Origin of the sequence: Paenibacillus sp. S-38 (genome assembly GCF_049942825.1) — a bacterium.
In the GTDB taxonomy this organism is placed as follows: domain Bacteria; phylum Bacillota; class Bacilli; order Paenibacillales; family NBRC-103111; genus Paenibacillus_G.
This window is the reverse complement of sequence record NZ_CP187970.1, coordinates 687,958-714,381: the sequence shown is the minus strand read 5'-3', so window position 1 is coordinate 714,381 and position 26,424 is coordinate 687,958. Positions and strand designations below refer to the sequence as shown.

Annotated in this window: 24 protein-coding genes, 5 tRNA genes and 1 pseudogene; 4 read left to right on the top strand and 26 right to left on the bottom strand. The window is 53.4% G+C overall.

Annotated features, from left to right (window positions below; genetic code table 11):
• Positions 1-78 precede the first annotated feature (78 nt).
• Positions 79-972, bottom strand: a complete 894-nt coding sequence (purU, locus tag ACP26L_RS03395) for a formyltetrahydrofolate deformylase (protein WP_426451116.1) — start codon at positions 970-972, stop codon at positions 79-81.
• Positions 973-1,060: 88 nt separating this feature from the next.
• Positions 1,061-2,188: a deoxyribonuclease IV gene (locus ACP26L_RS03390; protein WP_426451115.1), complete on the bottom strand. Its 1,128-nt coding sequence runs from the start codon at positions 2,186-2,188 to the stop codon at positions 1,061-1,063.
• Between the two features lie 154 nt (positions 2,189-2,342).
• On the opposite strand from ACP26L_RS03390, the gene ACP26L_RS03385 reads away from it, so the two are divergent.
• Complete coding sequence (locus ACP26L_RS03385; RefSeq protein WP_426451113.1) at positions 2,343-2,792, top strand: DUF2621 domain-containing protein; 450 nt, start codon at positions 2,343-2,345, stop codon at positions 2,790-2,792.
• Between the two features lie 124 nt (positions 2,793-2,916).
• Here the strand turns inward: ACP26L_RS03385 and ACP26L_RS03380 are convergent, their stop codons facing one another.
• Together ACP26L_RS03380 and ACP26L_RS03375 are read right to left on the bottom strand one after the other, a co-directional pair.
• Complete coding sequence (locus ACP26L_RS03380; protein ID WP_426451112.1) at positions 2,917-4,266, bottom strand: S-layer homology domain-containing protein; 1,350 nt, start codon at positions 4,264-4,266, stop codon at positions 2,917-2,919.
• An 86-nt stretch (positions 4,267-4,352) separates the two neighbouring features.
• Entirely contained in the window at positions 4,353-5,096 is a 744-nt protein-coding gene (locus ACP26L_RS03375; RefSeq protein WP_426451110.1) for a glycerophosphodiester phosphodiesterase, read from the bottom strand.
• A 224-nt stretch (positions 5,097-5,320) separates the two neighbouring features.
• Between ACP26L_RS03375 and ACP26L_RS03370 the strand changes: the two genes are divergently transcribed.
• A complete protein-coding gene (locus tag ACP26L_RS03370; protein WP_426451109.1) occupies positions 5,321-5,602 on the top strand; it encodes a hypothetical protein in 282 nt (93 codons plus the stop codon).
• A gap of 98 nt (positions 5,603-5,700) precedes the next feature.
• Here ACP26L_RS03370 and ACP26L_RS03365 read toward each other — a convergent pair.
• The 8 genes from ACP26L_RS03365 to ACP26L_RS03330 all read right to left on the bottom strand — a co-directional run bounded on the left by ACP26L_RS03365 (position 5,701) and on the right by ACP26L_RS03330 (position 8,840).
• Positions 5,701-5,783, bottom strand: a tRNA-Leu gene (locus ACP26L_RS03365).
• A 163-nt stretch (positions 5,784-5,946) separates the two neighbouring features.
• Positions 5,947-6,843, bottom strand: coding sequence for a manganese catalase family protein (locus ACP26L_RS03360; protein WP_426451107.1), 897 nt, complete (start codon positions 6,841-6,843; stop codon positions 5,947-5,949).
• A 184-nt stretch (positions 6,844-7,027) separates the two neighbouring features.
• Complete coding sequence (locus ACP26L_RS03355) at positions 7,028-7,447, bottom strand: pyridoxamine 5'-phosphate oxidase family protein (protein WP_426451106.1); 420 nt, start codon at positions 7,445-7,447, stop codon at positions 7,028-7,030.
• A 189-nt stretch (positions 7,448-7,636) separates the two neighbouring features.
• Positions 7,637-7,719 (bottom strand) — tRNA-Leu (locus ACP26L_RS03350).
• An 11-nt stretch (positions 7,720-7,730) separates the two neighbouring features.
• Positions 7,731-7,802: transfer RNA gene (locus ACP26L_RS03345), tRNA-Glu, on the bottom strand.
• Positions 7,803-8,172: 370 nt separating this feature from the next.
• Positions 8,173-8,260, bottom strand: a tRNA-Ser gene (locus ACP26L_RS03340).
• Positions 8,261-8,269: 9 nt separating this feature from the next.
• A tRNA-Asn gene (locus tag ACP26L_RS03335) sits at positions 8,270-8,345 on the bottom strand.
• Positions 8,346-8,363: 18 nt separating this feature from the next.
• Positions 8,364-8,840: a SprT family protein gene (locus ACP26L_RS03330; RefSeq protein WP_014368385.1), complete on the bottom strand. Its 477-nt coding sequence runs from the start codon at positions 8,838-8,840 to the stop codon at positions 8,364-8,366.
• Positions 8,841-8,994: 154 nt separating this feature from the next.
• On the opposite strand from ACP26L_RS03330, the gene ACP26L_RS03325 reads away from it, so the two are divergent.
• Positions 8,995-9,363 (top strand): hydrolase/acyltransferase, encoded by a 369-nt coding sequence (locus ACP26L_RS03325; RefSeq protein ID WP_426451105.1) that lies wholly within the window; start codon positions 8,995-8,997, stop codon positions 9,361-9,363.
• Between the two features lie 98 nt (positions 9,364-9,461).
• Positions 9,462-9,614, top strand: a complete 153-nt coding sequence (gene cmpA / locus ACP26L_RS03320) for a cortex morphogenetic protein CmpA (RefSeq protein ID WP_143768091.1) — start codon at positions 9,462-9,464, stop codon at positions 9,612-9,614.
• 176 nt (positions 9,615-9,790) lie between these two features.
• On the opposite strand, the gene ACP26L_RS03315 is transcribed toward cmpA, so the two are convergent.
• From ACP26L_RS03315 to ACP26L_RS03250, 14 genes and pseudogenes are all read right to left on the bottom strand, one after another.
• Entirely contained in the window at positions 9,791-12,007 is a 2,217-nt protein-coding gene (locus ACP26L_RS03315; RefSeq protein WP_426451104.1) for a Tex family protein, read from the bottom strand.
• Between the two features lie 94 nt (positions 12,008-12,101).
• Positions 12,102-12,452, bottom strand: a complete 351-nt coding sequence (locus tag ACP26L_RS03310) for a type II toxin-antitoxin system PemK/MazF family toxin (RefSeq protein WP_014649298.1) — start codon at positions 12,450-12,452, stop codon at positions 12,102-12,104.
• A gap of 5 nt (positions 12,453-12,457) precedes the next feature.
• On the bottom strand, positions 12,458-12,739 hold the full coding sequence (locus tag ACP26L_RS03305; RefSeq protein WP_041617724.1) for a CopG family ribbon-helix-helix protein: 282 nt from the start codon (positions 12,737-12,739) through the stop codon (positions 12,458-12,460).
• Positions 12,740-12,982: 243 nt separating this feature from the next.
• Positions 12,983-14,167, bottom strand: a complete 1,185-nt coding sequence (gene alr / locus ACP26L_RS03300; protein WP_426451103.1) for an alanine racemase — start codon at positions 14,165-14,167, stop codon at positions 12,983-12,985.
• A gap of 198 nt (positions 14,168-14,365) precedes the next feature.
• Positions 14,366-15,841 (bottom strand): outer membrane lipoprotein carrier protein LolA, encoded by a 1,476-nt coding sequence (locus tag ACP26L_RS03295; protein ID WP_426451102.1) that lies wholly within the window; start codon positions 15,839-15,841, stop codon positions 14,366-14,368.
• Between the two features lie 209 nt (positions 15,842-16,050).
• Positions 16,051-17,443 (bottom strand): annotated as a pseudogene (gene ltrA / locus ACP26L_RS03290) (group II intron reverse transcriptase/maturase).
• 559 nt (positions 17,444-18,002) lie between these two features.
• Complete coding sequence (locus tag ACP26L_RS03285) at positions 18,003-19,409, bottom strand: undecaprenyl-phosphate glucose phosphotransferase (RefSeq protein WP_426451101.1); 1,407 nt, start codon at positions 19,407-19,409, stop codon at positions 18,003-18,005.
• A 7-nt stretch (positions 19,410-19,416) separates the two neighbouring features.
• Entirely contained in the window at positions 19,417-20,280 is an 864-nt protein-coding gene (locus tag ACP26L_RS03280) for a glycosyltransferase family 2 protein (RefSeq protein WP_426451099.1), read from the bottom strand.
• 74 nt (positions 20,281-20,354) lie between these two features.
• Positions 20,355-21,311, bottom strand: a complete 957-nt coding sequence (locus ACP26L_RS03275; protein WP_426451098.1) for a glycosyltransferase family 2 protein — start codon at positions 21,309-21,311, stop codon at positions 20,355-20,357.
• Positions 21,308-22,159, bottom strand: a complete 852-nt coding sequence (gene rfbD, locus ACP26L_RS03270; RefSeq protein ID WP_426451097.1) for a dTDP-4-dehydrorhamnose reductase — start codon at positions 22,157-22,159, stop codon at positions 21,308-21,310. The genes ACP26L_RS03275 and rfbD overlap by 4 nt, the downstream gene beginning before the upstream one ends.
• A gap of 3 nt (positions 22,160-22,162) precedes the next feature.
• On the bottom strand, positions 22,163-23,179 hold the full coding sequence (gene rfbB, locus ACP26L_RS03265; protein WP_426451096.1) for a dTDP-glucose 4,6-dehydratase: 1,017 nt from the start codon (positions 23,177-23,179) through the stop codon (positions 22,163-22,165).
• Between the two features lie 15 nt (positions 23,180-23,194).
• Positions 23,195-23,743 (bottom strand): dTDP-4-dehydrorhamnose 3,5-epimerase, encoded by a 549-nt coding sequence (gene rfbC, locus ACP26L_RS03260; RefSeq protein WP_426451095.1) that lies wholly within the window; start codon positions 23,741-23,743, stop codon positions 23,195-23,197.
• Positions 23,744-23,756: 13 nt separating this feature from the next.
• Positions 23,757-24,500 carry a sugar phosphate nucleotidyltransferase gene (locus ACP26L_RS03255; protein WP_426451094.1) on the bottom strand — a complete coding sequence of 248 codons (744 nt, stop codon included), beginning with the start codon at positions 24,498-24,500 and terminating at the stop codon, positions 23,757-23,759.
• Between the two features lie 26 nt (positions 24,501-24,526).
• Entirely contained in the window at positions 24,527-26,413 is a 1,887-nt protein-coding gene (locus tag ACP26L_RS03250) for a glycosyltransferase family 2 protein (RefSeq protein ID WP_426451093.1), read from the bottom strand.
• Positions 26,414-26,424 lie beyond the last annotated feature (11 nt).

Genomic DNA, 26,424 nt, shown 5'->3' with positions numbered 1-26,424 from the left:
CGCCACAAAAAAAAGGCCGGTACCTTCCCTTGGGGGAAAGTACCGGCTTCTGCCGATCTCCTGCTTCGAAATGATCCTTTAACTAAACACTACCGTCTTGTTGCCATGTACAATCACACGGTCTTCGACGTGCCAGTTCACGGCACGGGCCAGCACGGTCCGTTCGATGTGGCGGCCGATCCGCTTCAGATCCTCGACATTGTCCCGGTGGCTGACCCGCTGAACGTCCTGCTCAATGATCGGGCCGCCGTCGAGCTCTTCCGTCACGTAGTGGGCCGTAGCGCCGATAATCTTGACACCGCGGTTGTAGGCCTGCGCATAAGGCTTGCCCCCGACGAAGGCCGGAAGGAAGGAGTGGTGGATATTGATGATGCGATTCGGGAAGTGCTCGATGAATTTCGGCGAAATGATCTGCATGTACCGCGCCAATACCACCGCGTCCACCTGGCCGTCCACGAGCTCCAGCTGGCGCTTCTCGGCCTCCGCCTTCGTCTCGGCGGAAACGGGAATGTGGTGATACGGAATCCCCAGCGGCTCCACCAGCCCGCGCATATCGTCATGATTGGAAATGACCATGGCGATATCGGCGTCCAGATCGCCGGACTGCCAGTGCCAGAGCAGCTCCAGCAGAGCGTGGTCTTCTTTGGAGACGAATATCGCGAGGCGCTTGCGGCGGCTGGCACGGGTAATGCTCCAGGTCATCCGGAACTCGTCCGCCACCTTCGCGAAATCGGCCTTCAGGCCCTCACGGCGCTCATCGAGATTCTCGAGATCGAATTCGATCCGGATGAAGAACAGACCGCCTTCCGGATCCATCGTATATTGGTCGGATTGCACGATATTGGCTCCGTGCTCGCAGAGGAACCGGGAAACCGCGGCCACGATACCCGGGCGGTCCGGGCAGGATACCAGCATCCGTGCACGGTTGGCACGGTCGATGCGTTTGTTTTGGGATGTCATTTTAGGAACCATGGAACTCTTCTTCTACTCCTTTGCCTTAGGGCAGCGCCGTACGTCTCAGTCCTATAACGGCCTGATGCCGTCCGGCGGCTGCCATGAATTATACTGCTGCGAATACTTGATCGCCGGCAAACCACGCGGTGAGCCTGTGGTTGACTTCTTCTTCCTTAAGCTGCGGGAACAGGTTGTCCGCCATGATCAGGTCATAGAGGCGCTCCATCGGCTCACGGCCGTCAGCCTTCTTCGCTTTGGCGTCGGTCTTAAGCAGCTCCCAGGTCTGAAGAACATAGCTGCGCGGATCGAGCTCCTGCTTTTTGAAGAAATGGCTGAGAATCTCGACATCGGCGAGGAAATCCGCACCGAACCGATCCTTTACCGTACCGCCCAGCAGAGCGATCTCCGCCTCATACATCGGGCGCTCGGTTCCATCTTCTTTGCCGATCCACGGCGTCTCCAGAATGAACGGGAGATGCTTCAGCTTCTCGTGGTGCACCAGGCGGTGCATCGCCTCGAATCCGATCCAGCCGGCCCCTACCGGAGCGTGCCGGTCTTTTCCTGCGCCGCGCGGATTCTTGCTGTCGTTGAGGTGGATGACAGCCAGCTTGTCCAGCCCGATAATCCGGTCGAACTCCTCCACCACGCCATCCAGATCGTTCACGATATCATAGCCGGCATCGTGTACGTGACACGTATCCAGGCATACGGTCAGACGGTCATTCTTCTCGACCTTCTCCATGATGGAGGCCAGCTCCTCGAAGCTGCGGCCGATCTCGGTGCCTTTGCCCGCCATGGTCTCCAGCGCAATGTGAACGCCGGTGTCCTTGACGCCCTCGAGCACTTCATTCAGCCCTTCAGCAATCCGTCCGATGCCATACTCGGCATCCTTGTCCGTGTAGGCCCCCGGGTGCAGCACGATCTGCTTCACGCCGATGTAGTCCGTCCGGCGCATCTCTTCCTGCAGGAAGCGGACGGCAAGCTCGAATGTGTCTTCCTTATAGGAAGCAAGGTTAATGATATACGGAGCGTGAACGATGATCTCGCCGATCCCGTTCTCCTCCATCACCGTCCTGCCTTCTTCGATGAACTGATTCTCAATCGGCTTGCGGCGCGTGTTCTGGGGGGCCCCCGTATAAATCATGAACGTGCCGGACCCGTAAGAAGCGGCTTCTTTGGCGGCATTGAGCAGACCTTTATCTGAAAACGATACGTGCGATCCAATTCTCACCATAGCTCTTCAAACACACTCCTTCTTTTGCCTCACTCCCGTCTATTTTACAGGGAATGAACGAAGAAATCTATAAAAGGACACAAATCATCGCCCTTCTCCATGTTTTCCCGGCCGGGCCCCTGAGGTATAATGGAGAATGAGGTGAATCCATTCCATGATCTATCTGAGCACAAAAGCCGCCCCTGACGGGTTTATGTATTTTATCATGTTCTGGGTCTTCGTTCTGATTGCCTTCATGTCCATCGGCGGCTACTTCATGTTCCGCAAATTCATCAAGGTTCTCCCCAAAGAAGACGGCAGGTCGAAGCTCGACTGGCAGAATCACTATGTCGAGGCCTCGCGGCACCTGTGGACCGATGAATCGAAGCAGTTCCTCGAAATGCTGGTGGAACCGGTGCCCTCCCCCTTCCGGGATATCGCACGCCACACGATCGCAGCCAAGATCGGCGAGGTCGCTCTAGCGGACAACGCTTCTGCTGTCACGCAGGATCACTGCATCCGCGGTTATATTCTGGCCACGCCGCGCCGCGACTATAAGAGCCTGATCTCGTACCTGGACAAAAAGCAGATCGACTACGCTCCGTACAAGCATCTGCTGCAGTAAAAAAGCGGCCCCCCGGAGCCCGCAGCGCAAACAAAGGCTTCCCTCTCCCCTTAGGAGAACGGAAGCCTTTGAGTTTTTGTCTGACCCGAACAGCCGGGATGGACGCGATGGAAGCTTTAAGGATTTATTTTTTCTTACCCTTGGCCGGCATCTCATCCAACAGCTTGGTCGTAAGGGTAGCCACATTATCTACCGCGCCGACCTGCTTCTCCCTCTGCTGCGTCCGGAACACTACGGAAGTCACCCCATCTACAGGAATGGTCATCGGCAGGTCTTCCTGGCGTACGAATCCGATCTGCCCGTCAACAATGACATAGAGATCGACCTTCCAGTCGGATTCGAGATCGAACTGAAGGTACTCACGCCCGTTGGGCCGGACCGTCGTCTCAATCTCTCCCTTACGCAGCACATTGCGGGAGATCACCCCGGTGCCATCGGCACCGATCACGGCCGGAGGCACGGATGCACCGCCTCCTGCAGAGGCATTGCCGCCGGCTGCTCCGCCGCTTACCGGAGGAACCGCCGTACCGGCCGTACCACTGCCGCTTCCCGTGCTTCCATCCCGCTCCGAAGGTTCCTCGAGCTCCACGGACGAATAATCGGCAGTATACCCGAGTCCCCGGAGATACAGATAGATCCGATCGAGGATCGTCACGGCTTCCGCACGACTCACCGCATCGAGCGGCCGGAAATATCCCGCATCATCCGCCGACATAATACCGGATGCCTGCAGGCTGGCCAGCGCTTTCGCCTGCTGATTCGAAAGCTCGTCGTCCCCGTATGCACAGTTGCCGGTTCCGTTACCCAGGAACAGCGTCGGATACACGGACCCGGCCTCCTCGGAATTCATATAGCCGCTTGCCACGTAACGCCCGTCGGCCTGTGCCTCACTATAGACCTCCGTGTCCGGCAGGAACTTCGACGGAACGTCCTTCAGGGAAGCGACGAGGGAGCAGGCATCACTTGGAGCCAGCTGCGCATTCAAGAGACGGTTGCGGAACAAGCTCCCGAGAATCTGCGCCAGCTGCAGCCGGTTCAGCCGCATATCGGGCCGGAAGGCAAGGTCGCCGTGCAAATCCTCTCCGAAGCCTCCGATCCGGAATGAGGCATCGTATATCTCGGTGATCGGCTGATACGCCCAGTGGAGCGGAGGCACATCCGCATACCCCTCCACCTTGTCCGATCCATACGCATACAGATTCGGGCGATATTTATCGAACAGCCGGTACACCATCGTCGTCCATTCCGCCTTCGAAATGCTCTGGTCCGGCAGAAAACGGCCGTCCGGGTAGCCGGTTACAATCCCTTTCTCCGACATGACTTCGATAGAGCTGATCGCCCAGGCGTGCCGGTTCGGATTCACATCCGGGAAGGGAACCGCCGCAGACGCAGGGGCCGCAGCGAAGGGAAGCAGCAGCGGCACTGCCAGCACAAAGGGCAGGACGCGGGCTCCCAGCGAACGTACATTGAACATAGGTCTGGAACCTCCCATCTCTTCCCTCTTTATCGGAAGGACAGGAGGTTTTCTTTATGCCTCCGGGAGCAGTTTCTTCTGCCTCCCTAAGTCATTCTTTCCAGCAGCGATCTCAGCCGGGCCGGATAATCGGTAATGATCCCGGACATGCCCGCCATCACCGCCCTATGCATCTGCCCTTCATCATTCACTGTAAAAGGATACACCTGCAGTCCGTTCGCCGTCGCATCCGCCACATCTTCGGGATCGATCAGCAGATGGTAAGGATGCAGAGAGTAAACATTCATACCCGAACTCTCCGCAAGCCGCCGGTGATGAACCAGGTTTGCATCGTACAGGAGCCCCACCTTCAACACCGGTTCGGCAGCCTGGAGGCTGTGGAGGATTTTGTGATTAAAAGAGGAAACCACCGTCCCCTCCAACCGGCCGTAGAGCTTCAGCAGTTCAAAAAGTCTCATCTGCAGCCTGCTGCTGTAAGGACATTTGATCTCCACATTGATCATGACGCCTGCGGGAGTCTCGCGGAAGACCTCCTCCAGTGTCGGCACAGGCTCACCGGCATACTTCTCGTCGAACCATCGTCCCGCATCAAGCCTGCGCAGCTGAGCGGCCGTTAGATCGGCGATCGCACCGGCCCCGTCGGTCGTCCGGTTCACTGTCGCATCATGACAGACGATCAGCTCACCGTCCGCAGACAAGTGAACATCAAGCTCCACCGCATCCGCCCCCTGCTTCACCGCCAGCGCAAAGGAAGCGAGAGTGTTCTCCGGCGCTTCCCCGGCCGCCCCCCGATGCCCGATCACCAATGGCTTATTCTGAAGAATGTTCATATTCCCTTCCTCCTCACGTCTGCCGTATTGTTACAATGAGCCTATTATGGGCCGGGCCGGCACAGACTTGCAACCATTATGCGTTAAGCCCATTTTAAAATCCTGTAAAGACCGCGGCTACACCACCATGCGGATACATAGATAAAAGGAAACCCGGGCCGCCGCGTCGAACTCCTGAGCACAGCGATGTATTCCATACAGCCTATCCAGCGAGGTGACCTCACATGTCCGGCCTGTTTTCTTCTCCCGTCTCCCCCGTGGTCATCATAGGTGTCCTGCTCCTAGCAGCAGCCCTCTTCGGCATCCTGCTTCGAAAACGCAGCAGGAGCGCCAACCGCCCCTTCGGGCGGCGCAGCACATCCACTCTCGGCCGGCAGAGCTGCTCGTACTGCCGCCGCAAGGTGCCCGCCAAGGAACTCACGTTCTACGCCGGTCCCAGCAAAGTGGTGGGCGTCTGCCGCCAGTGCCGGCCGCAAGCCGAACGCCAGGCGCTCATGCGCCTATAGCCCGGCCGTTCCCGGCCGCCCGGGTAAATCAAAAAAAAAGAGAAGCCGCCCGGGCAGGAAGAGCCCCTTCGACTTCTCTTTCGTCTGTGTTCCTATGATGCGGTTGAGAGGACTCGAACCTCCACGGGCGTAAGCCCACTACCCCCTCAAGATAGCGTGTCTGCCATTCCACCACAACCGCAGGTGATGCTCCTCATTATACCTCTTTGCCATCGGAGAGTAAAGCGGAGAGAGAGGGAAGCCGTAATGCAGCGACAAAAGCCCGGATGGGAATGAGCAGTGACTCTTTCCCATCCGGGCTTCATCTATGTGAAACGGCATACCGCCTTGACCGCGATGCCGGATTACAACCCAGCCGAACGCTGCAGACGCTGGGCGATCAGCATGAATTCCTCCGGTCCGATGCCCGGAGCGAACTCTTCCGGCGTCTCGTCAAACTCCGGCACCGGCGCTCCTTCCGGCACTCCGTCGATGACCTCAAGCGGCTGCCCGTCTTCGGGGTGAGTCCCTTTCCAGATGTCGCGGATGCCTTTGTAATCCTCATCGCTGAAGGTGAAGAGCTTCGTGTGCAGCCCCGCCGCTTCGTATTTGCGCGTGGTTTCAAAAGCTTTGTTGCTCAGGTTCGGAATCGGGATGAGCTTCGTTACATCCACCCCTGTCGCCACCTCCAGCGCCTTGGCATAAGCCACCACGTGAACGCCGCCGCGGACGAGCAGATAACCAACCATCTCACGTGCAACCGGATGGTCGCTCATTTCATAGACGCGCATCTTGTGAGTCCTCGCCCCACACTCCAGGAAGAAGTTGTGCAGCAGGTCGAGGATCAGGTTGCCGCTGTTAAACACATACTCCCCATTCCATGCCTTGCCCATGGAATCGTACGGCAGCGCCGATTGTGCCCCGGCAATAAAGTGCTGGGTATTGCGGAAGTTCTTCGCATCCTGGAGCGGAGACATATCCGGCTCGGCCGGAGAAGTCGAACCCGCCAGACACAGGTTGATCGCGTTCGTTACCATCTCGACGTGACCGAACTCCTCCGCCGTGATGCTTGCCACAAGATCATAGAACGGTCTCAGCTTCGTTTTGCCCTTGAAGTTAAACGATTGGAACAGGTAGTTATTCAGTGTCGACATCTCGCCAAAACGCCCGCCAAGCAGTTCCTGGACGGCAGCGGCCGCATTCGGGTCGGCATACGTAGCCTTCGGCAGGTCGGCGGCAATTCGATCGATACGTTTGAACAATAGATTTCCCTCCGTTTCTTCTTCGGAACATGGATTAAGCAGTACGGGACAAGTCTCCCCCACCTTTCATTAACTCCGTCCTCTTGACTGGAAACGGCAGAAACACTCAAAATTTTACAAAAAAAGAGCACAGAAGAGTTCTCCTCTGTGCTCCCCGTACGAGCTGAATCCGTGCCCGATTGTTTTATTTTTCCCATACCTGCGGCCCTGTCGAACCTTCATACAATTCCACCCGGGTCGGAACCACCTTCAGGATGACATACTCCGGATCATGCGGTCCTTTGAACCAGGCCTCGAACTTGTCGTTCCAGAGCTTCTCACGCAGGGACCGGTCCTCGCATACTTCCGCTTTCGCGGCGATCTGCAGAATCTCGTCGGACTTGCGCCCGTCATACCCAACAAGCACGAAGACGTTATCGTTTTCCTTCAGTTCATCCACCTTGTCCGTCTTGCTGTTGGTCGCCAGATAGATCGTCATGCCCTCATGCAGCAGCGCCATATAGCGCACCCGCGGCTGATTGCCCGATACCGTCCCGAACGAACAAACGTCATTGGCCTCAAGCACCTTCACAATCCGTTCTTCCAACTGTTCGGTTTTCAACATCCTTCTCCGCTCCCTTCGGAATGATTGGATCTGCCTGCCCATCTCTGCAGATAGATTACCCGAAAGACACCTTCCCCAAACAAATCACGGATGCTGAGCCGTTTCAATATCGAGGCTTGGAAGATGCGGGTAGACAAAACAAAAAAGGCCTGAGCTTCATCCTCAGGCCTTCTTCCCGTTCTGCTTCAATGCGGTTGAGAGGACTCGAACCTCCACGAGCGTACGCCCACTACCCCCTCAAGATAGCGTGTCTGCCATTCCACCACAACCGCGTATAAGAAACTGACCCGTAGGGGATTCGAACCCCTGTTACCTCCGTGAAAGGGAGGTGTCTTAACCCCTTGACCAACGGGCCTTATTAACTATTTTGTCGTTTCCTTCGAAGCGACAAGTGTTATTATATCGAACCGCTTGTCCTTTGGCAAGTCTTTTTTTATAAATAATATGAATCTTCGGGTTACATCTTCCGGCGTGCTATCGATGTGCGGTCAAGACCCTCCGCTTTGCAGCAAACGTTAGCCTGGAACGGCTCTGCAGCAGTACATCTTTCCACCAGAGCGTCCGCCTCCCTGACCCAACCCTCTTAGGAGGCTGCATTTAGCGGAATTCCTTGTCCCTCCGGTCGCCCTCTGGTGAATTGTGTTAGCAATGGCCTTCATTTCATGCCGAATTTACATACCCTATATAATAGAAAAAAACCGCCTAATTGGCGGTTCTTCATTGTACGGAGAGAGAGGGATTCGAACCCTCGCACCACTTGCGCAGTCTAACCCCTTAGCAGAGGGTCCCCTTGAGCCACTTGGGTATCTCTCCAAAAAAAATTGGCTCCCCGAACAGGACTCGAACCTGTGACAACTCGATTAACAGTCGAGTGCTCTACCAACTGAGCTATCAGGGAAGGACATTTTTTAATTTATCATGAATGCTGTTTCAAGTCAAGTGCCAGCAATTTCAACTTCCCCTTGCATTTGCCGCACACGTATTTACGGGGATCAACCTTGCGTTTGCGCAGATATTCCATCGGGCAGCTCACGCAGGCGAGCTTGTACTTATACGGCTCCTTGCGCTGGAATGCCTGAGGCAGGGATTGGCAGTAACGCGATCCGCCCACCTTCTCGAGCAGCCACTTGAAGTCCGCATCCTTGTGCTGATACCCTCCGCCTTTGATATGAAGATGATAATGGCAGAGCTCGTGCTTGATGATCTTCTCGACATCTTCCATACCGAACTGCTCGTAGTGGAGCCAGGAAATCTCGATATCATGGCTGCGCATAAAATAGCGCCCGCCCGTGGATCTCAACCTCCGGTTAAAACGGGCCTTGTGTTCAAACGGTATGCCAAACGACGACAGCGAAATTTGTTCCACCCACAGCTGCAGCTGCCGGTCATCCATTTTTCTCCCATCCTTTGCTCTGATCTCTCTATAGGTTTCTCACTTGAATTGTAACCGCAGGTTGGGCTACACTGTCAAGTAGGAATCGCGGAACAGCGCTTCGGCTTGTTCGATCATCCCCTGTTCCGAAGTACGGAGAGGAGCCTTTACCCCCATGTCGACGTCCAACATGAAGTATGCCCTATTGAAGCTGAATGATCAACTTGAATTCGTTGAAATGCCCGCTACGCACATGTACCAGCTCGGCGCACTGAACCAGCGGCTGCACAAGGAACTCGACAAATTGACGGCTCCGGGAGCACCGGTCCTGCCCGTCTTTATCGCCGAGTTCGACGGCATCGAGATCGTTCACCCCGGATATGAGGTGCAGCACGGACTCGAGTATATCAATGCGCTCGAGCGCTCGTTCGCTGCACTTCTGGAGCAGGAGAAGCAGTATCCTCTGATCTCCCTCCTTACCGAGATCCGCGCCCTTCAAGCCCAGCTGGAGCAGTGGTACGAAGAGGAAGAAGAGCTCGCTTAACCCTTCATCCGTTCCGTCCGCAGTGGGACCTGCACCCCGGAAGCCCGGAGCCCATAAGCTGTAGTACAGAGCAGCTAGAGCGAAGGGACTGATGAGCCTTGCCACAATGGCTTTGCAACCAACTCATGCGGGCATTCTACAACAAGAACCGCCGGCAGATCCGGCTTCTGAACGACTGCTGGTTTTTTTACCGGACCCGCAAATCCGATGAGGAGCCAAGCGACCAGCCGGCTTCCCCGGTCAACCCCTAATCAGCCGAATAGAGCATAAGCCCGAGGTCACCGGGACCCACTGTCCAGTGTACGGTCCCCTCCTCCGGCCTATGCTCTATTTCTGTTGATCCACGCTAATATCAATGCCCGATGCCTGGGTGAGCGCACTCCCGCTTCAGCACCACTAAAGCAGCTGAGCTTGGAAAAGGCAGCCGTTACACGTCCGCCGGCTTCTTCATGGTGAGGCCGACCCGGCCCTTTTTCGTATCCACGTTCAGTACCCAGACGGTGACCACGTCCCCGACCGACACCACATCCATCGGATGCTTCACGAACGAATTGCTGAGCTGCGAAATATGCACGAGCCCGTCGTTCTTAATCCCGATGTCCACGAAGGCACCGAAGTCAATCACGTTGCGCACCGTTCCCTTGAGCTCCATGCCCGGCTTCAGGTCCTCCAGCTGAAGCACATCCGTGCGGAACATCGGCGGCGGCAGCTCTTCCCGCGGATCCCTTCCCGGACGCAGCAGCGAGTCCAGAATATCGCGCAGCGTCGGCACGCCTACGCCGAGGTTCCCGGCCAATGCCTCCACATCCGCCTGCTGCAGCTTCGCTTTGAGCTCAGGGGAGCCCAGCTCCGACGCGCTCAGCTTCAGCTCGCGGAACAGCTTGTCCACTACATCGTAGGACTCCGGATGAATCGGCGTGTTATCCAGCGGATTCTTGCCTTCGGCAACCCGCAGGAACCCTACGCTCTGCTCGTAAGCCTTCGCACCGAGACGCGGCACCTTCTGCAGCTGGGTACGACTGACGAACTTGCCGTTGTCGTCGCGGTACTTCACGATGTTCTTCGCCAGCGTGCTGTTGATCCCCGACACGTATGAGAGCAGCGACGGCGAAGCCGTATTAACATCCACGCCGACGTGGTTAACCGCCGACTCGACGACGAACGTCAGGCTCTCGTCGAGCCGCTTCTGCGCCACATCGTGCTGGTACTGCCCCACGCCGATCGCCTTGGGCTCGATCTTCACGAGCTCCGCCAGCGGATCCTGCACCCGTCGGGCGATCGAGATTGCGCTGCGCTCGGCCACGTCGAGATCCGGGAACTCGCTCTGCGCCAGCTTCGACGCGGAGTAGACGCTCGCCCCCGCCTCGTTTACGATCAGGTACTGAAGGCGGCGCTCCTTCAGCTCGCCGATGAGTTCAGCGACGAACTGCTCCGTCTCGCGGGAAGCCGTCCCATTGCCTACAACAACAAGCTCAACGCCGTACTTCTCGATCAGCGCCTTGAACTTCGCCTTCGCCTCCGCTACCTTGTTGTTCGGCGGCGTAGGGTACGTGACGGCAATCTCCAGCATCTTGCCCGTGTCGTCCACCACGGCCAGCTTACAGCCTGTCCGGTACGCCGGGTCGACGCCCAGCACCACCTTGCCCTTGACCGGCGGCTGAAGCAGCAGGTTACGCAGGTTCTCGGCGAACACCTCGATTGCCTTCTCCTCCGCCTTCTCCGTCATTTCGTTGCGTACCTCGCGCTCGATCGACGAAGCCAGCAGACGCTTGTACGCATCCTCAACGACCGCCACCAGCGTATCCCTCACGATCGACGGCCCCTTCACAACCTGCTTGATCATGAAGTCATGGATCCGCTCCACCGGAACATCCAGCGACACCTTCAGCATCTCCTCCCGCTCTCCGCGGTTGATCGCCAGAATCCGGTGGGGCGGAAGCTTCCGCACAGGCTCCTGATAGCTGTAGTACATCTCGTATACGGATTCAGCCTCCGCATCCTTCGCTTCGGTCCGCAGCACGCCCTGCTCCGTCGTATGGCGGCGGACCCAAGCGCGGATTTTGGCATCGTCGGCAATGCTCTCCGCCAGAATATCCATCGCGCCCTGCAGCGCCTCTTCCGGCGTATTCACGCCCTTCTCGCCGTTCACATACCGGCCCGCTTCGCCCATCAGGTTCCCCTGCCGAGGCTGCGACCCGATCCACTGGGCGAGCGGCTCAAGCCCCTTCTCCTTCGCTACGCTGGCCCGCGTTTTGCGCTTCTGGCGATACGGCCGGTAGAGGTCCTCGACCTCCTGCAGCTTCACCGACGCTTCGATCGACCGCTGCAGCTCATCCGTCAGCTTCCCCTGCTCATGAATGAGGCGGAGCACTTCGAACTTACGATCCTCCAGGTTGCGCAGGTACGTCAGGCGCTCCTCGATATCCCGCAGCTGGTTCTCATCCAGCTCTCCGGTCATCTCCTTGCGGTAGCGCGCAATGAACGGAATCGTGTTGCCTTCTTCCAGCAGGCCTACGGTCGTCTTCACCTTGCCTGCCGGCAGCGACAGCTCCCCTGCAATCTGCTTCAGGATCCGCTCGCGTACCGCCGCTTTCTTCTCATCGGTCAACTCCAGTACAGATGTACCCGTTCCCTCTTGTGTCATCGGCTGTCCTCTTCTCCTCTCAAATCCCACACCGGTATACAGCGAAAAAAGCAGGGGCATACGCACCCCCGCCTCCGGCTGGCATAACATGGTTTTAAAATTCAATCAGTCCGACACTTATCTGAAGGGCGTCATCGACCTTGCGCATGGTTTCTTCATCCAGATGGGTAATCTTATCTGTAAGACGCTGTTTGTCTATGGTGCGAATCTGCTCCAGAAGGATGACGGAATCCCTGTCAAAACCGTGCGCTTCCGCGTCGATCTCCACATGCGTGGGCAGCTTGGCTTTTTGAATCTGGGCCGTAATGGCCGCCACGATGACCGTGGGACTGAATCTGTTACCGATATCATTCTGAATGATCAGAACGGGCCGGATACCGCCCTGCTCGGACCCCACGACGGGGGACAGATCTGCGAAAAAGACATCGCCACGTTTGACAATCAACCGAGTCACACCCCGCTCACCAGACGGTCAAGCGTGGTATCCGCCTCTTCCTCCGCTTGGAATGCTTCCGAGGCCATGTGAAGGTTGATCTTGGCCATTTCCATGTATCCACGCTGCATCGTTTCACGCAAATGCCGCTTCTTGCGCTCAGTCAAATAAAGCTTCATCGCTTGTCGGATGAACTCGCTCCGATTGGAATTTTCCTTTTCCACGAGATAGTCCACCTCCTGCAGCAAATGGTCCGGTAAACTGATCATAATTCGTTTCGTGTTCTGCACATTGGCCACCTGATCATGCACCCCCAAAAACATACAAGCACCCTACTTCCATTATGGCAAAAGTTCTGTAAATATATACAAAAGCAATATATGCACAGAGTATAGCGGATATGTTATACCGGGAGGCTCCTGAAACCATGTCTCCCTACATATTCGCGGCAAACCAAGAAAATCCTCTCAAGCCCTACGAAAAAAATCGATGGAAATGAAATCCTTTCGACACGGCCTGTCAAACCCTGACCTGGATGCTCCTTATTTGCGCTCCCATAAATGCCGCAGCAGCGGATTGATGGTCGAGACCACTTGCCCCCCGCGGATGTACATCCGGGGCACCCGGTGGGAGATCATACAGACGACTTCGTAATTGACTGTGCCCAGCCACTGCGCATGCTCTTCCGCCGAGATGGTCTCACTCCCCTGCCTTCCTAATATGACGACTTCTTCCTCACTAGAAATATCGGCAAGGGGCGTAACGTTCATCATACACTGGTCCATGCAAATTCTCCCAACGATCGGCACGCGTCTGCCGCGGACCAAAGCATACGCCTTGCCCGTCAGCATTCGTGAGAAACCGTCAGCATACCCGATGGGCAGCGTCGCGATCGTTTCCTCTTCCTGGGGCCGGTAGACCGCGCCGTAGCTGATGCCCTCACCTGCAGGCACCTTCTTCAGCATGACGACACCGGTCTTGATGCTGAGCACCGGCTGCAGGTCGACCCGCTCCTTCATCACCTCATTCGACGGATAGAGGCCGTACATGGAGATGCCGAGACGCACCATGTTGTAGGTGAGCTCCGGCGTGTCAATCGCCGCCGCACTGTTGCCGGCATGCACATAGGGGAACTCGATTCCCCGGCTGCGGAAATGTTCCACCACCTGCTGAAAGCGCGCGTACTGCTGCAGCGTATAGCATTTGTCCTCTTCGTCCGCGCAGGCATAGTGGGTGAACAGCCCTTCCACCTGCAGTCCGGCCATGCCCAGCGCCCGCTCGATGAGCGCGACGGCCTGCTCTTCACCGGTGACGCCGATCCGGTTCATTCCTGTGTCGACCTTGATGTGAATGCGCAGCGGCCGCTCCCGCGGTCCGAGTCGTTCCCAGGCATCGAGAAGTTCATCCGTGTACAGGTTGAGCGTGATATCATGGTTCCAGGCTGTCTCCAGCCCCTCCGGCGGCGTGTAGCCCAGCACCAGAATCGGAGCGGCAATCCCCGCCTTCCGAAGCTCCAGGCCTTCGTCCAGGAACGCTACCGCGATGTATTCCACACCGCACTGCAGCACCTCCCGGCACACCTCCACCGCACCGTGTCCGTACGCGTCGGCTTTGACCACCGCCATCATCCGCACATGCTCCGGCAGCACCCTGCGGAACTCTCCGATGTTATGGCGCAAAGCATCCAGCGAGATCTCCACCCGCGTAGGACGGTAAAACGAATCCATGCCTCCACCTTCTTCTGCCTCATTAGATCTTACAAAACCCAGGGAAGCCACCCTTCGGGGGCCTGATAGGCGTCCCGGAGAGAGCTTCCCTGGATGGTCAATCGCTAAACCCATGTTAATCCGTTCCACCGCAACCTGTCAACGTAGAAATTGGTAATTCGGGAGAGGATGCGCTATGAAACCCTTCCAATGGGTTATTTATTTGCCCAGCTCGCCCTGGACCGCCTGGGCGACTTTGATCATCTCATCTTGCGGCAGATCCGCTGTCGAGAGGCGGAACTCCACGCCCTCGGAGGTCCAGACGAGCGTCTTCTTCGCTTCCCCGGTGACCACGCCCAGCGTGAATCCGAGATCAAGCACATCGCCCGGCAGGTAGGACACTTCCTTGGTCGTCGGACGCGACTCGAGCAGCGTAAAGTTGTAAGTACCGGAGTAGCGCAGCATCACCGCTTTGTCTTCGCCGAGCTTGACCTCGGTCATGTCCTGGCGTTTCACGCCGCTCGGCAGGTAGTGAGGCTCGATCACGCCGAACGATGCCGTCTGCTTCGCCGCAGAGCCGGAGGCAGCTGCGCTGGAGCTGGCGCCGGTATCGATGGCCGGGCCGGCTGTGCTGGTGGCCGCTGGGGCCGCGCCCTGGCCCGCCGCGCCTGCGGCGGCTTGGCCGGCTGCGCCTGCGGCGGCTTGGCCGGCTGCGCCTGCGGCGGCTTGGCCGGCTGCGCCTGCGGCGGCTTGGCCGGCTGCGCCTGCGGCGGCAGCAGCGGTGCCGTGCGTGTCGGCGGCTCCAGCGGCGCCGTGAGCGCCTTCTGCTGCGGTGCTGCCGGCTGCGGCTCCGCCGGTGCCGGCAGCTGCCGTACCGCCCGCTGCGGCGCCCTCAGCGCCTTTGCCGGCCGCGCTGGAGCCTACCGTGCCGTTCGTGCCGGCAGCCGCCGTGCCGCTTGCTGCAGCGCCCTCGGCGCCTTTGCCGGAAGCACCCGCTTCACCCGCAGTACCTGCCGCCGGCTTACCGCTGCCGGAGGCCTCGCCGGCCTTTTCCTTCCCTGTCTCCTCATGCTTCATCGTCGGCAGGGTCTTCGTCTGCCAGCCTGTCATGTTATGCTGCATGTCGAACTGGGCTTTATCAAACTTCGCGTCAAATTGGAATTCGCTGAAGTTCAGCTCCACCATCACATTCGCGCTCGCATCCGATACTTCCACATGCTGCGGCTGGTACGTCTTCTTATCCAGCCAGATCTTCTGACGCACCAGCGAATTGTTCTGATAGTTCGCCGCCACGTCAAACACGTACGCTTTCTCATCCTCTGCGAATTGACGGTCTGTATCGGTGACAATGCTCTCTACAAGCGATTGATACAGATAGACTTGTCCCTGGTTGTTCGGCCAGTCGCTTTGGAACCGGAAGCTCTTGTTCAAATGCGGGGTCAGCACGAACACCCCATCATCGTTGCGCAGCACGATCTGCGTAATATCTTTCTTTGCGTTGGTCAGCGAGATCCGATAATAGGACGGCGCCTGATAGCACACTTCCACGTCATACTCCTGGGCTTCCGCGCTCGTATTGAGCCTCATAAGCCCTTTGGCATGATAACTTTGCAGCTTGCCGACCACCTTGTCCAAATCCTTCACGATCGAACCCGCATCCTTCTTCCCGCCGCAGCCGGTTACCACCAAGACCATACACAACATTACAAGGGCAACAACCCATGTATACCGCCGCATCCCTTCATCCCCTCCACGCCATAGTCAAGAATCCATCTGATAACATGTCTATGTGGGGACTTGGCCCAATATGCAGACAAGGGGTACAATCGAGTAGGAGGAGGCGGCTAGCCTCCGTCCTCTCACACCACCGTACATGCGGGTCCGCATACGGCGGTTCCAAAAGGTTAACAAAGTTCCGAGTAACGAGAAAGCAAACTTTTAAGCCCTTTCGCTTCCCAGTAGGAAGTCGGGAGGGCATTGTTTGTGCTACGGGACATTTCCCACGGACCTCGACGGGAGTTTGCCAACATATAGGCAGCCCAGTTCGGAACGCCGAGCGCACGTAGTTCGCGAATGCGTGTCTTCACCCGTTTCCACTGTTTCCATAGACACATGCGGAGTCTTCTCCGAATCCACTTGTCAAAGGCTTGGCAGTGCGTCTTCGCCGAGGCTAGGCGAAAATAACCTAGCCAGCCCAGCATGTACTGGTTCAGGCGCCGGATGCGTTCCTCCATCGGTACAGGCTTGGTTCGGTTCGTCAGTTCCCGGACTTTCTCTTTGAATCGCGAAATTGTCTTAGGAGCCAGCCGAATCGTCGCCTGTTTGTTCGACAGGAAACTAAAGCCTAGGAATTTGCGGTTCCATGGCCGGTCCACTGCACTTTTATCCCGGTTCACTTTCAGTTTCAGCTTTCCTTCCACAAAGCGAATCACCGATTCCATCACGCGCTCCCCTGCTCGCTTGCTGGAGACAAAGATGTTGCAGTCGTCCGCATAGCGGACAAACCGCAGTCCCCGTCTTGTCAGTTCCTTGTCCAGATCGTCCAGCAGGATGTTCGCCAGAAGCGGACTGAGCGGACCGCCCTGCGGCGTGCCTTCCGGTGTGCGCTCCAACGCTCCATGCGACATGACTCCGGCGTTCAAATAGGAGCGGATGAGCTTCAGGACACGCTTGTCCTCCACCTTCCGTGCTACTCTAGCCATGAGCATGTCATGGTTCACCCGGTCAAAGAATTTCTCCAGATCCATATCCACGACCCATCTGAGGCCGCTTTGGATATAGCTTTGTGCCTGCTTTACGGCGTCATGCGCCCGTCTTCCCGGGCGGAAACCGTAGCTGTACCCCGAGAAATGTGCATCAAAAATCGGATTCATCACTTGCAGAAGCGCCTGCTGGAGAAAAACGGTCCATTACGGTCGGGATGCCAAGCAGCCGTACACCGCCTCCGGGTTTGGGGATTTCCACCCGTTTGACTGGCGCGGGTCTGTAGCTTCCCGTCAGGAGGTTGGCTTTCACCTGTTCCCAGTGGGTTTTCAGGTAAGCTTGTAGCTCGGCTACCGTTACACCATCCACTCCGGGCGCTCCTCCGTTCTGTACCACTCGCTTGTAGGCGAGCCGAAGGTTGTGCCCTTCGAGCATCTTCTCCAGCAGCCTGCTCTGGCCTTTGCGAGAGAAAAGGTCGGCTTGTGCCGGCGAAGAACTCGGCGCTCCGGCATACCCTGGCGGCTTCACCGCTTCTCTCTGCCGCGAGCTCCCTTGCGGAATATTCTGCTGTCTCTGCTCTTCACGCGAACGCACCGGTTTCCTCTCTCCTTTCGGTTCAGCCCTTCCGCTTTCCGGCGTCCCGTACTCGCGTACTATGGCCTCTGCTGACTCCTGCGGATTCAGCGCGGCTTCTCAGCCGCGGTTACGAAGTCACTTCGCGTATCCGCAGGCCTCCCCAGATAAGAACGCCATCTGTCTGCCCGCGACCACCTAAGTTTACAGCATCAGCCCTTGGCGGCTTTGGATTTCGTCTTGTCTTGGAGACTCATCCGACTGACACTGCCTCAAATTAGGTTCGTGTACCTTGGCCCGTGCATTTGCCTCCGGCTTCCTTCAGATTCCGCCTCACGGCCGACACCCTTGCCCTTGGCTAACGGTAGGCGCTCGCCAGCCCCCGTTCGGGACTCTCACCCTAGAGATGGCGCCCATGCTGGGCGTACAAGAAAAAACTCCTGCAACCATCGGTTGGAGGAGTTTCGCGTTGTATTAAGTAGGTATTAATAAGTACATGGGCAGCTCTTAAATCCTGCGTACTGCATAGTCATGCTGGTACTACCTGTATACACCTTATTTATTACAGTGATTCCCTCTACTAATAAGCGTTCTTGTTCACGAAACCATTGATGATCGTCTTCCAGATAATCTTGATATCGAAGAGAAAGCTCCAGTTCTCAATATAAAAGATATCGTACTTGATCCGGTCTTCAATCGAGGTATCGCCACGCAGACCATTGGACTGCGCCCACCCGGTAATGCCTGGGCGGATGTGGTGCTTAACCATATACTTCGGGATTTCTTCCTTGAACTGTTCCACGAAGTACGGCCGCTCCGGACGCGGACCCACCACACTCATGTGCCCGAACAGCACATTGAAGAACTGCGGCAGCTCATCCAGACTCGTCTTGCGTAGGAACGTACCGAACTTCGTCTTCCTCGGGTCGTTCTCCGTCGTCCACCCCGTATCGGATGTACCATCCGTCTGCACCCGCATCGAGCGGAACTTATACATCATGAACGTCCGTCGGTTCAGCCCGACACGCTCCTGCTTGAAGATCACCGGCCCCGGCGAAGTGAGCTTAACGCCAATCGCGATCAGCACGAGCAACGGCAGCGTCATAAGAATCGCCGCGAGGGAGAAGATAATATCGAAGGCGCGTTTTAAGAAACGGTTGCGGAACTCGTCGAGCGGAATATCGCGAACGTTGATGAGCGGAATGCCTGCAAAGTTATCGAAGTAGGGTTTGGACGGCAGATAATCAAAATAATCCGGGATAATCAAGGTTTTGACGCCGGCCTTCTCGCAGATATTGATAATTTTACCGTATTTGTGATGGGCATTCAGCGGCAGTGCGATGATAACCTCATCCACGAGCAGGTTCTGCAGGATCGCTTCCAATTCATTGATCTGGCCCACAATTGGTTTGTAATGCTCGAACCCCGTTTCATGCTTTCTTTGAAAATCATCCAGAAAACCAACGACTTCATACCCCAGTTCCGGATGCCGGTTCAGGTTAGCATAAAACTTTTTGCCCAGCGACCCCGCTCCCAGAATAAGAACAAACTGCTTATTGTATCCTTTTTGTCTGAACTTCTTGAGAGCGATCTTTAGGGCATAACGATAAAAGCTGATGCCAAGAATATTGGATACTAAATACAGCAGCAGGTACGAACGGGATATGTCCAACTCCTTAAAAATAAATAAGAAGCTGAGCAAAATCAGCAGGCTGATGACATTAATCTGTATAATGGTGAAGAGCTCGTAAGAGAACCTCTTCTTCCGCTTCGGTGTATAGAAATTCGAGAAGTAACTGAGAAAGATGGCGACAGCGCCATAGACCATGCTCCACAAGGCATACATCTCGATAGGCAGCGGATTCTCATGCGGGATCCAGCCGCTTTTGAATTTCAACCACCAAGAAAACAGAAAGACGAGCTGGATACATAAGAAATCCGTTAGCGCGTATAATTGGGACAAAAAGCCTTGGCTTTGTCGAACCACTCTTTTCTCACCTCACCGACCCGAATCGATTCATCATCAAGGACAATACCAATTTTATGCTAATGCCAGCGTAAACCAACCCGTTAATGAGGAAAGAATATTTACGCTGGAAGTGCTTTTTATGAAAAAGAAACATCGCTCTATGAAACTCATAAATAATCTTAAAAGGCTTTCGGCGACTGCTTGCGCCCTTATAGTGAACAATCTGGGTTCTGGGGAAATAGTAAATCCCCCACCCGGCCTGCTTAATTCTATAGCACCAATCAATATCCTCGCCATACATAAAAAATTCCTCGTCCAGCATGCCTACCTGCTCGATGGCCTCTCTTCGCACCATCATGAAAGCACCAACGAGACAATCCACCGGATATTCGTCATCGGGATCCAGATGACTCAGCTGATACTGATTGAACTTAGCTGACTTGGGGAACAGCTTCGAAATGCCAAACGCATAATAAAAGGAAGCCGAAGGTGTAGGAAAGCCGCGTTTGCACGCTTTGTCCAAGGAACCGTCGGGAAGAACGATTTTACAGCCCGCTGCGCCAAACTGCGGGTTCTTGTCCATCAAGTCAACCATAACCTTGAGCGTATCCGGTTGGATGACCGTGTCCGAATTCAGAAGAAGGATGTAGCGCCCCTTAGCTAAGCGCATCCCCTGATTGTTCCCTTTGGAATACCCGACATTCGCTGAGTTGGCTACCAATGTAACAGACGGATATTCTCTCTCAATGGTTGCAACCGAATCATCTTTTGAAGCATTGTCGACCACGATGACTTCAAAGCTGCAGCCTTGTGAACGATATACGGATTCCAAGCACTGCAGGGTTAATTCACGGGTATTATAGTTAAGAATAATAATACTCAAGTCCATTAAACTTCTCCACATAGCATGACATATAGTCATATTATATCATGAAATAGTAGGAAGAGTGGAACACAGGGCCCTTACTCAAAAAATCTATAAATCTCCTGCCACTCCGATTTTCTTCTGCTATGGATGTATTCTCTTTTCCGTCTAAGCTCGCTCCACGTACTCCATACGGATTTCCACGCTCCAAGTACCTGAGGTTCTCTCACCAGAAAGTAAAGTAAGCTTGGAAGCTCATACATGAAGAGCGGCACACACTGCTTGAGGACCTCGAGCAGCCGGTCGTTTTTCATCATCATTTTATATCGGTTGATATAGGAATATCGCCGAATCCGAAGCGGGATCGTCCCTCGTGAGCCCTTCTTCCAGCCGCGGCGGTGATAGCCCTTGGCCTCCGGTACATAGAGGGCTTTCCATCCCATCACACGGCTTCTCCAAGCGACGTCGACGTCTTCTTTATAGGCAAAGAAATCCTCATCATAGAATTCGCCATCCACACTGATATCCCGCACCATTCGACTGGAATAGAACGCGGCTGCCCCGGATACGCCGAATACTTCGTCCTCCTGTCTCCACCGATCCGCTGCTTCTCCTTGCCCACGATCAAAAGCCCTTCGGGCTCTGTTGATTCGCAGGCCTGTACTATCGATAACCGTTGGGTTTTCGGTGAACACCAGCATACCTGTCGCGCTTCCAATCGATGGATCCTTCTCCACAGCCTGAACCAGAGAAACAACATAATCCGGATGCAATTTGACATCCGGATTCAGTACAAGATAGTAATCCACTCCAGGATCGGCCATGCGGATCGCCTGATTATGCCCACCGGCAAACCCATTGTTCTCCTTATTGGCGACCACCGTGATTCCTCGGTCTTGGAGCCCATGAATCGCTTGGACCGTGTTATCCTGTGATTGATTGTCGATCACAATAATCTGATGAAGGGGATACGTCTGCTCCAATACAGCCATCAGACACTCCGCAATATCATCCTGACTATTATAGGTAACGATATGCACGTTTACTTTTTTCATGCTTTAACCTGACTATATTTATGCAAAAAGTCGACCAACGCTTCACGCCAAGGGCGAATCTCGCTGAACCCGTTGATACGGATGGACAAGTGGTCCATTACAGAATAGGAAGGACGCGGTGCAGGTCTTGGAAATTCATCCGTTGTACAAGGTTCGACGATCGTCGCTTTCCCGCTCTCTTCGAAGATGGCTTTAGCAAACTCATACCAGGAGCAGGTACCGGAATTCGAAGCATGATAGATCCCGTATTTCTCCGTACCCACCAAAGCCAGCAGGAAGCCGGCCAAATCTTCCGTAAAGGTCGGAGAACCGATTTGATCATGTACCACCTTCAAACGATCCCTATCCTCCGAGAGCTTGAGCATCGTCTTGACGAAATTATTCCCATGCAGTCCATAGACCCAGGACGTACGCACGATAAAATAGCGAGAGCACAAGGATATGGCGAGCTGCTCTCCGGCTTCCTTGGACTTCCCGTATATTCCGGACGGATTGGTCTTATCGTACTCCTTGTATGGGGAAGTGCCCTTTCCATCAAATACGTAGTCCGTGCTAATATAACAGAGCTTGCTGCCGACCTTCTCTGCCGCTACAGCCATATTGCGTGTGCCTACTGCGTTAACCCGGTAAGCTCCATCGACATCGGTTTCAGCTTGGTCTACTGCCGTATAAGCGGCACAGTGAATAATAACATCCGGACGGAAAGACTCCACCTGCTCTAGACATTGCTCCAGCTCTGTAATATCAAGCTGTGCACGACCAAGCCCCCGTACTTCATGCTGCTCAGCAAACAAAGCAACAACATCCTGCCCCAACTGGCCATTCGCACCGGTAACCAGCACCTTCATGTTCTAGTTCACCAATCTCGAAGCATACTGACGGTTGTAGTACTCTTGATATGCCCCTGACTGGATCCGCTGCCACCATTCCTTGTTGTCCAAGTACCAGGCAATCGTAGCTTTGATTCCGGATTCAAAATGATACTTCGGCTTCCAGCCCAGCTCATTCGTAATCTTCGCTGCATCAATACCGTATCTGCGGTCATGACCCAGTCTGTCCTGGACATAGGTAATCAAGGATTCAGGCTTGCCCAGCTGTTCTAGGATCGTCTTTACGATCTGGATATTGGTACGCTCGTTGTTACCGCCAATGTTATATACTTCGCCGCTCACCCCATCATGCATTACCAGGTCAATCGCGCTGCAGTGATCTTCTACATACAGCCAGTCACGGATATTAAGGCCATCCCCATAGACCGGAAGCTGCTTGTCATTCAAGGCATTGGCAATCATCAGAGGAATCAGTTTCTCAGGGAATTGATATGGTCCATAGTTGTTCGAACAGCGCGTAATGTTCACATTCATGTCGTACGTTTCGTGATAAGCGCGCACGATTAGATCTCCGCCAGCCTTGCTTGCGGAGTATGGGCTGTTTGGCGCCAAGGGGGTAGTCTCCGTGAAAAGTCCTGTCTCGCCAAGAGATCCGTACACTTCATCCGTGGACACTTGAACAAATTTCTTCACTTCGTGCTTCTTCGCCGCGTCCAAGAGAACCTGGGTGCCGAGCACGTTTGTCTTCGTAAAAATTTGAGGGTCCAGAATACTCCGATCTACGTGGGACTCTGCCGCGAAGTTAACCACTACATCGATCCCTTCTTGGAACAAGCCTTCTACGAACGCAGAATCCGCAATATCCCCTTTGGCAAAAGTATAATTCGGATTATCCTGAACCGCCGTCAGATTCTCCAGGTTACCTGCATAGGTTAAAGCGTCAACGTTGATGATTTGGTACGAAGGATATTTATTGAGCATATAGATCACAAAGTTACTGCCGATAAAGCCGGCTCCGCCGGTTACAAGAACTTTCATAAAAGAAGGCCTCCGTTATTCGAAGTTGTTGTCTGCGTCTGCGAGAAGCGGATGCTTCCCATCCTTGTCCGACAGCACGGGTTTGGATACCGGCCAGTCGATTCCAAGAGCCGGGTCGTTCCACGCGATGCCTCGATCATGCTCAGGCGAGTAGTACTGGTCCACCTTATACAAAACTTCCGTATTGGGTACCAGCGTACAGAAGCCATGAGCAAACCCCTGCGGAACGAGCAGCTGACGTTTATTCTCTGCACTCAAAATGACACCGACCCACTGACCATAGGTCGGGGAGTTCTTACGAATATCCACAGCCACATCATAGATGGCCCCGGCTGCTACACGAACAAGCTTCGTTTGGGCCTTGGGATTCAACTGATAATGCAGGCCGCGGAGCACACCCGCTTCAACGGATAGCGAGTGGTTGTCCTGAACGAAGGGATATTCCAGCCCTGCTTCTTTCAGCTTCTGGGCACTGAACGTTTCCATGAAGAAGCCCCGGTTGTCTCCAAATACAGCCGGTTCGATAATGACAACTCCATCCAACTTGGTTTGAATAATATTCATCTCGACGCCACCTCTACAATTTCAACTTGCCGAACTCTTCACCAAATACAAGCTCCTGAGCCAGATCATTAGCCTTAGCCAAGGATGCATGGGTACCTGCGTCCGTCCACCATCCCTGAAGGATGTCATATGTAAGGGTACCATTAGCAATATAAGCATTATTCACGTCCGTGATCTCCAGCTCACCGCGACCCGATGGTTTTAACGTTTTAACGATGCTAAACACGCTGCTATCGAACATGTAGATCCCCGTTACCGCATAACTGCTCTTTGGAGCTGCAGGCTTCTCTTCAATCGAAACAATCTTGTCTCCCTGCAGCTCTGGAACTCCATAGCGGTTCGGATCGTGTACTTCCTGGATCAGAATCTTTGCGCCCGTTTGCTGCTGTTTGAAGTTTTGGACATAAGGAGCAATGCTGTCCGAGAATACATTGTCACCAAGAATAACAACCATTTGGTCATCACCGACAAATTGCTCAGCAAGACCAAGCGCTTGGGCAATACCGCCCGCTTCATCTTGAACCTTATAAGTGAAGCTTACCCCCATATCCGAGCCGCTGCCGAGCAAGTTGACGACATCACCCATGTGGTCCTTTCCCGTAACGATAAGAATGTCTTGGATGTCTGCTTCTTTTAATTTGGCTACAGCATGAAAAATCATCGGATACTTACCCACCGGGAGCAAGTGTTTATTGGTTACTTTGGTTAAGGGGAAGAGGCGCGAGCCTGTTCCGCCTGCTAGGATAATACCTTTCATGAGGGCCTCCTATCTTCTGTAAGAATTTATTCGATACCATCTGCTATGAGCTTTTTGACTCTATTTTTGATTTCTGATTTGGATAACCCTTCGGCGTTCATCAAACGATGTACAAATGGATCGTTAATAATAAGGGCATTTCTCTTATAAAAATTTAATAGCGATTTAACAAAACCCTCATTATTATATCTGACACGCATGTAATCTTTCTCTTTATTGATCTGTTCTTTATTATGCATGATATGATAATGGTAAACTTTGGATGAGGGACAATTCAACATCTTATATCCCAAATTTTTAATTTGAATTGCAATATCATTATCTTCAAAAGCATTAATATACCCCTCTGAGTAATCGAGCCTATCTACAACTATCCTCTTAAACAGTGTGGCCCCGCCTGGCACCCAGCCACATTCGTGCCATAGAGCAGTTTCAACATCTTCTTCCCTTTTACTATTATCTGTGAGTAAAAAAGTAATAAAGTCATTGTTTGTGATACTGTAAGTACCACCATTAAATTGAATTTCTCCATTAGGAAAAACTGTTTTACAACATACGGCTCCTATATTAGGCTCTTTCTCCGCGGTTACTAGAAGTTCTTCTATCCACCCCTCAGTAACAAGTATATCGTTATCTAAATTGATAATGTAGTCGCCTTTAGCAAACGTAGTTGCTTTCCTCCTACCGCCAGGACAACCTAGGTTCGAATCGGAATAAAAAACAGTTACTTTAGGTAGCGGTTCAACCTTCTCCCGGATAAACTCTTGGGTTTCCTGCGAGGATGCATTGTCAAAGATAATAATTTCATATGGAACTTTTACAGAATTCATTATAGACTCAACACATTGTAGGGTCATATCTTTTTTTTCAAAAGACAAGATAACAAAAGATACTAACTTATCAGACTGACCCTTTCTAATCTGATTTCTAAGTTTTGCTTCATTCTTAATTGTGGCAACTATCTTTTCTATTCGTATTGCAGCTTCCTGGGTAGTTTGCTTATCATGGATTCGATGATGATAGACTGCTTCAGGGAGATATGCGAAAGCATCCCCAAAATGAAAGGCCGTCTTTAGAGCAATGTCATAGTCTTGTGCTCCATCGAATCGAGATTCATGTAGCCCTATTTTTAGGAAAACATCCTTTTTAATAATTTTCAGATGTGTTGTATACATACCTACTAGTAATTCGTTGAAATAGTTTTGAGTAGGTCTTACTGCAAACGATTCGATTTTTCTGGAATTCGAATTTTCAAATTCGTTAATTCTATCCGTGTAACCATACACCGCATTCTTCTCATGAATAACATTCATTAACTTTGAGACTGCATCAGGTTCCAACCAATCATCACAATCTAAAAAGGCTATCCAATTACCTTCCGCTTTTATTATTGCATTATTCATAGTAGCACTTATTCCGCTATTAATATTATTTTTAAATGCTTTAAATCTTTTGTTTGTAGAATACTCATTAATAATAGCTTGCACTTCATTCTCTGTTGAACAGTCATCCACCACTACAACTTCTATATTTTCATAATTTTGGTTCAGTGCACTGTCGAAACACTGTCTAAGAAATTTAGAATTATTGTAAACCGGTATGATTATAGATACCAAATCATTATTAATATTCATTTCTTTACTTTTTGATTTACTAGTTCTTTTAAATAATCTGGGAGCACGGAGGGAATCACGAACTCTATAGTATTTAGATAAAAATCTCCACCCATTTGATTGATATATAATTTCTAATTGGTTGTTTAAATCGTCTATTAAATTATTTTGATTTTTAATGAGACTTAAAGAGTTTTGTTTTTCTTGTTCCAATTGCAAAATCTGCTGTTCGTAACTTTTAATTTTAACCTCTAGATTAGCAATCGTAGTTAATAAATCACTTTTACCTGCATCTTTCATGCCTGCACCCT

What these genes read in the sequence shown, in the direction of transcription:
- rfbD (WP_426451097.1), bottom strand. Translation starts at nt 22,159, where the DNA reads ATGAAGGTGCTGGTTACCGGTGCGAATGGCCAGTTGGGGCAGGATGTT.
- ACP26L_RS03355 (WP_426451106.1), bottom strand. Translation starts at nt 7,447, where the DNA reads ATGTTGAAAACCGAACAGTTGGAAGAACGGATTGTGAAGGTGCTTGAG.
- ACP26L_RS03375 (WP_426451110.1), bottom strand. Translation starts at nt 5,096, where the DNA reads ATGAACATTCTTCAGAATAAGCCATTGGTGATCGGGCATCGGGGGGCG.
- ACP26L_RS03250 (WP_426451093.1), bottom strand. Translation starts at nt 26,413, where the DNA reads ATGAAAGATGCAGGTAAAAGTGATTTATTAACTACGATTGCTAATCTA.
- ACP26L_RS03325 (WP_426451105.1), top strand. Translation starts at nt 8,995, where the DNA reads ATGTCGACGTCCAACATGAAGTATGCCCTATTGAAGCTGAATGATCAA.
- ACP26L_RS03275 (WP_426451098.1), bottom strand. Translation starts at nt 21,311, where the DNA reads ATGAAAAAAGTAAACGTGCATATCGTTACCTATAATAGTCAGGATGAT.
- ACP26L_RS03280 (WP_426451099.1), bottom strand. Translation starts at nt 20,280, where the DNA reads ATGGACTTGAGTATTATTATTCTTAACTATAATACCCGTGAATTAACC.
- ACP26L_RS03330 (WP_014368385.1), bottom strand. Translation starts at nt 8,840, where the DNA reads ATGGATGACCGGCAGCTGCAGCTGTGGGTGGAACAAATTTCGCTGTCG.
- ACP26L_RS03390 (WP_426451115.1), bottom strand. Translation starts at nt 2,188, where the DNA reads ATGGTGAGAATTGGATCGCACGTATCGTTTTCAGATAAAGGTCTGCTC.
- rfbB (WP_426451096.1), bottom strand. Translation starts at nt 23,179, where the DNA reads ATGAAAGTTCTTGTAACCGGCGGAGCCGGCTTTATCGGCAGTAACTTT.
- alr (WP_426451103.1), bottom strand. Translation starts at nt 14,167, where the DNA reads ATGGATTCGTTTTACCGTCCTACGCGGGTGGAGATCTCGCTGGATGCT.
- purU (WP_426451116.1), bottom strand. Translation starts at nt 972, where the DNA reads ATGGTTCCTAAAATGACATCCCAAAACAAACGCATCGACCGTGCCAAC.
- ACP26L_RS03315 (WP_426451104.1), bottom strand. Translation starts at nt 12,007, where the DNA reads ATGACACAAGAGGGAACGGGTACATCTGTACTGGAGTTGACCGATGAG.
- ACP26L_RS03255 (WP_426451094.1), bottom strand. Translation starts at nt 24,500, where the DNA reads ATGAAAGGTATTATCCTAGCAGGCGGAACAGGCTCGCGCCTCTTCCCC.
- ACP26L_RS03370 (WP_426451109.1), top strand. Translation starts at nt 5,321, where the DNA reads ATGTCCGGCCTGTTTTCTTCTCCCGTCTCCCCCGTGGTCATCATAGGT.
- ACP26L_RS03295 (WP_426451102.1), bottom strand. Translation starts at nt 15,841, where the DNA reads ATGGTCTTGGTGGTAACCGGCTGCGGCGGGAAGAAGGATGCGGGTTCG.
- rfbC (WP_426451095.1), bottom strand. Translation starts at nt 23,743, where the DNA reads ATGAATATTATTCAAACCAAGTTGGATGGAGTTGTCATTATCGAACCG.
- ACP26L_RS03380 (WP_426451112.1), bottom strand. Translation starts at nt 4,266, where the DNA reads ATGTTCAATGTACGTTCGCTGGGAGCCCGCGTCCTGCCCTTTGTGCTG.
- ACP26L_RS03385 (WP_426451113.1), top strand. Translation starts at nt 2,343, where the DNA reads ATGATCTATCTGAGCACAAAAGCCGCCCCTGACGGGTTTATGTATTTT.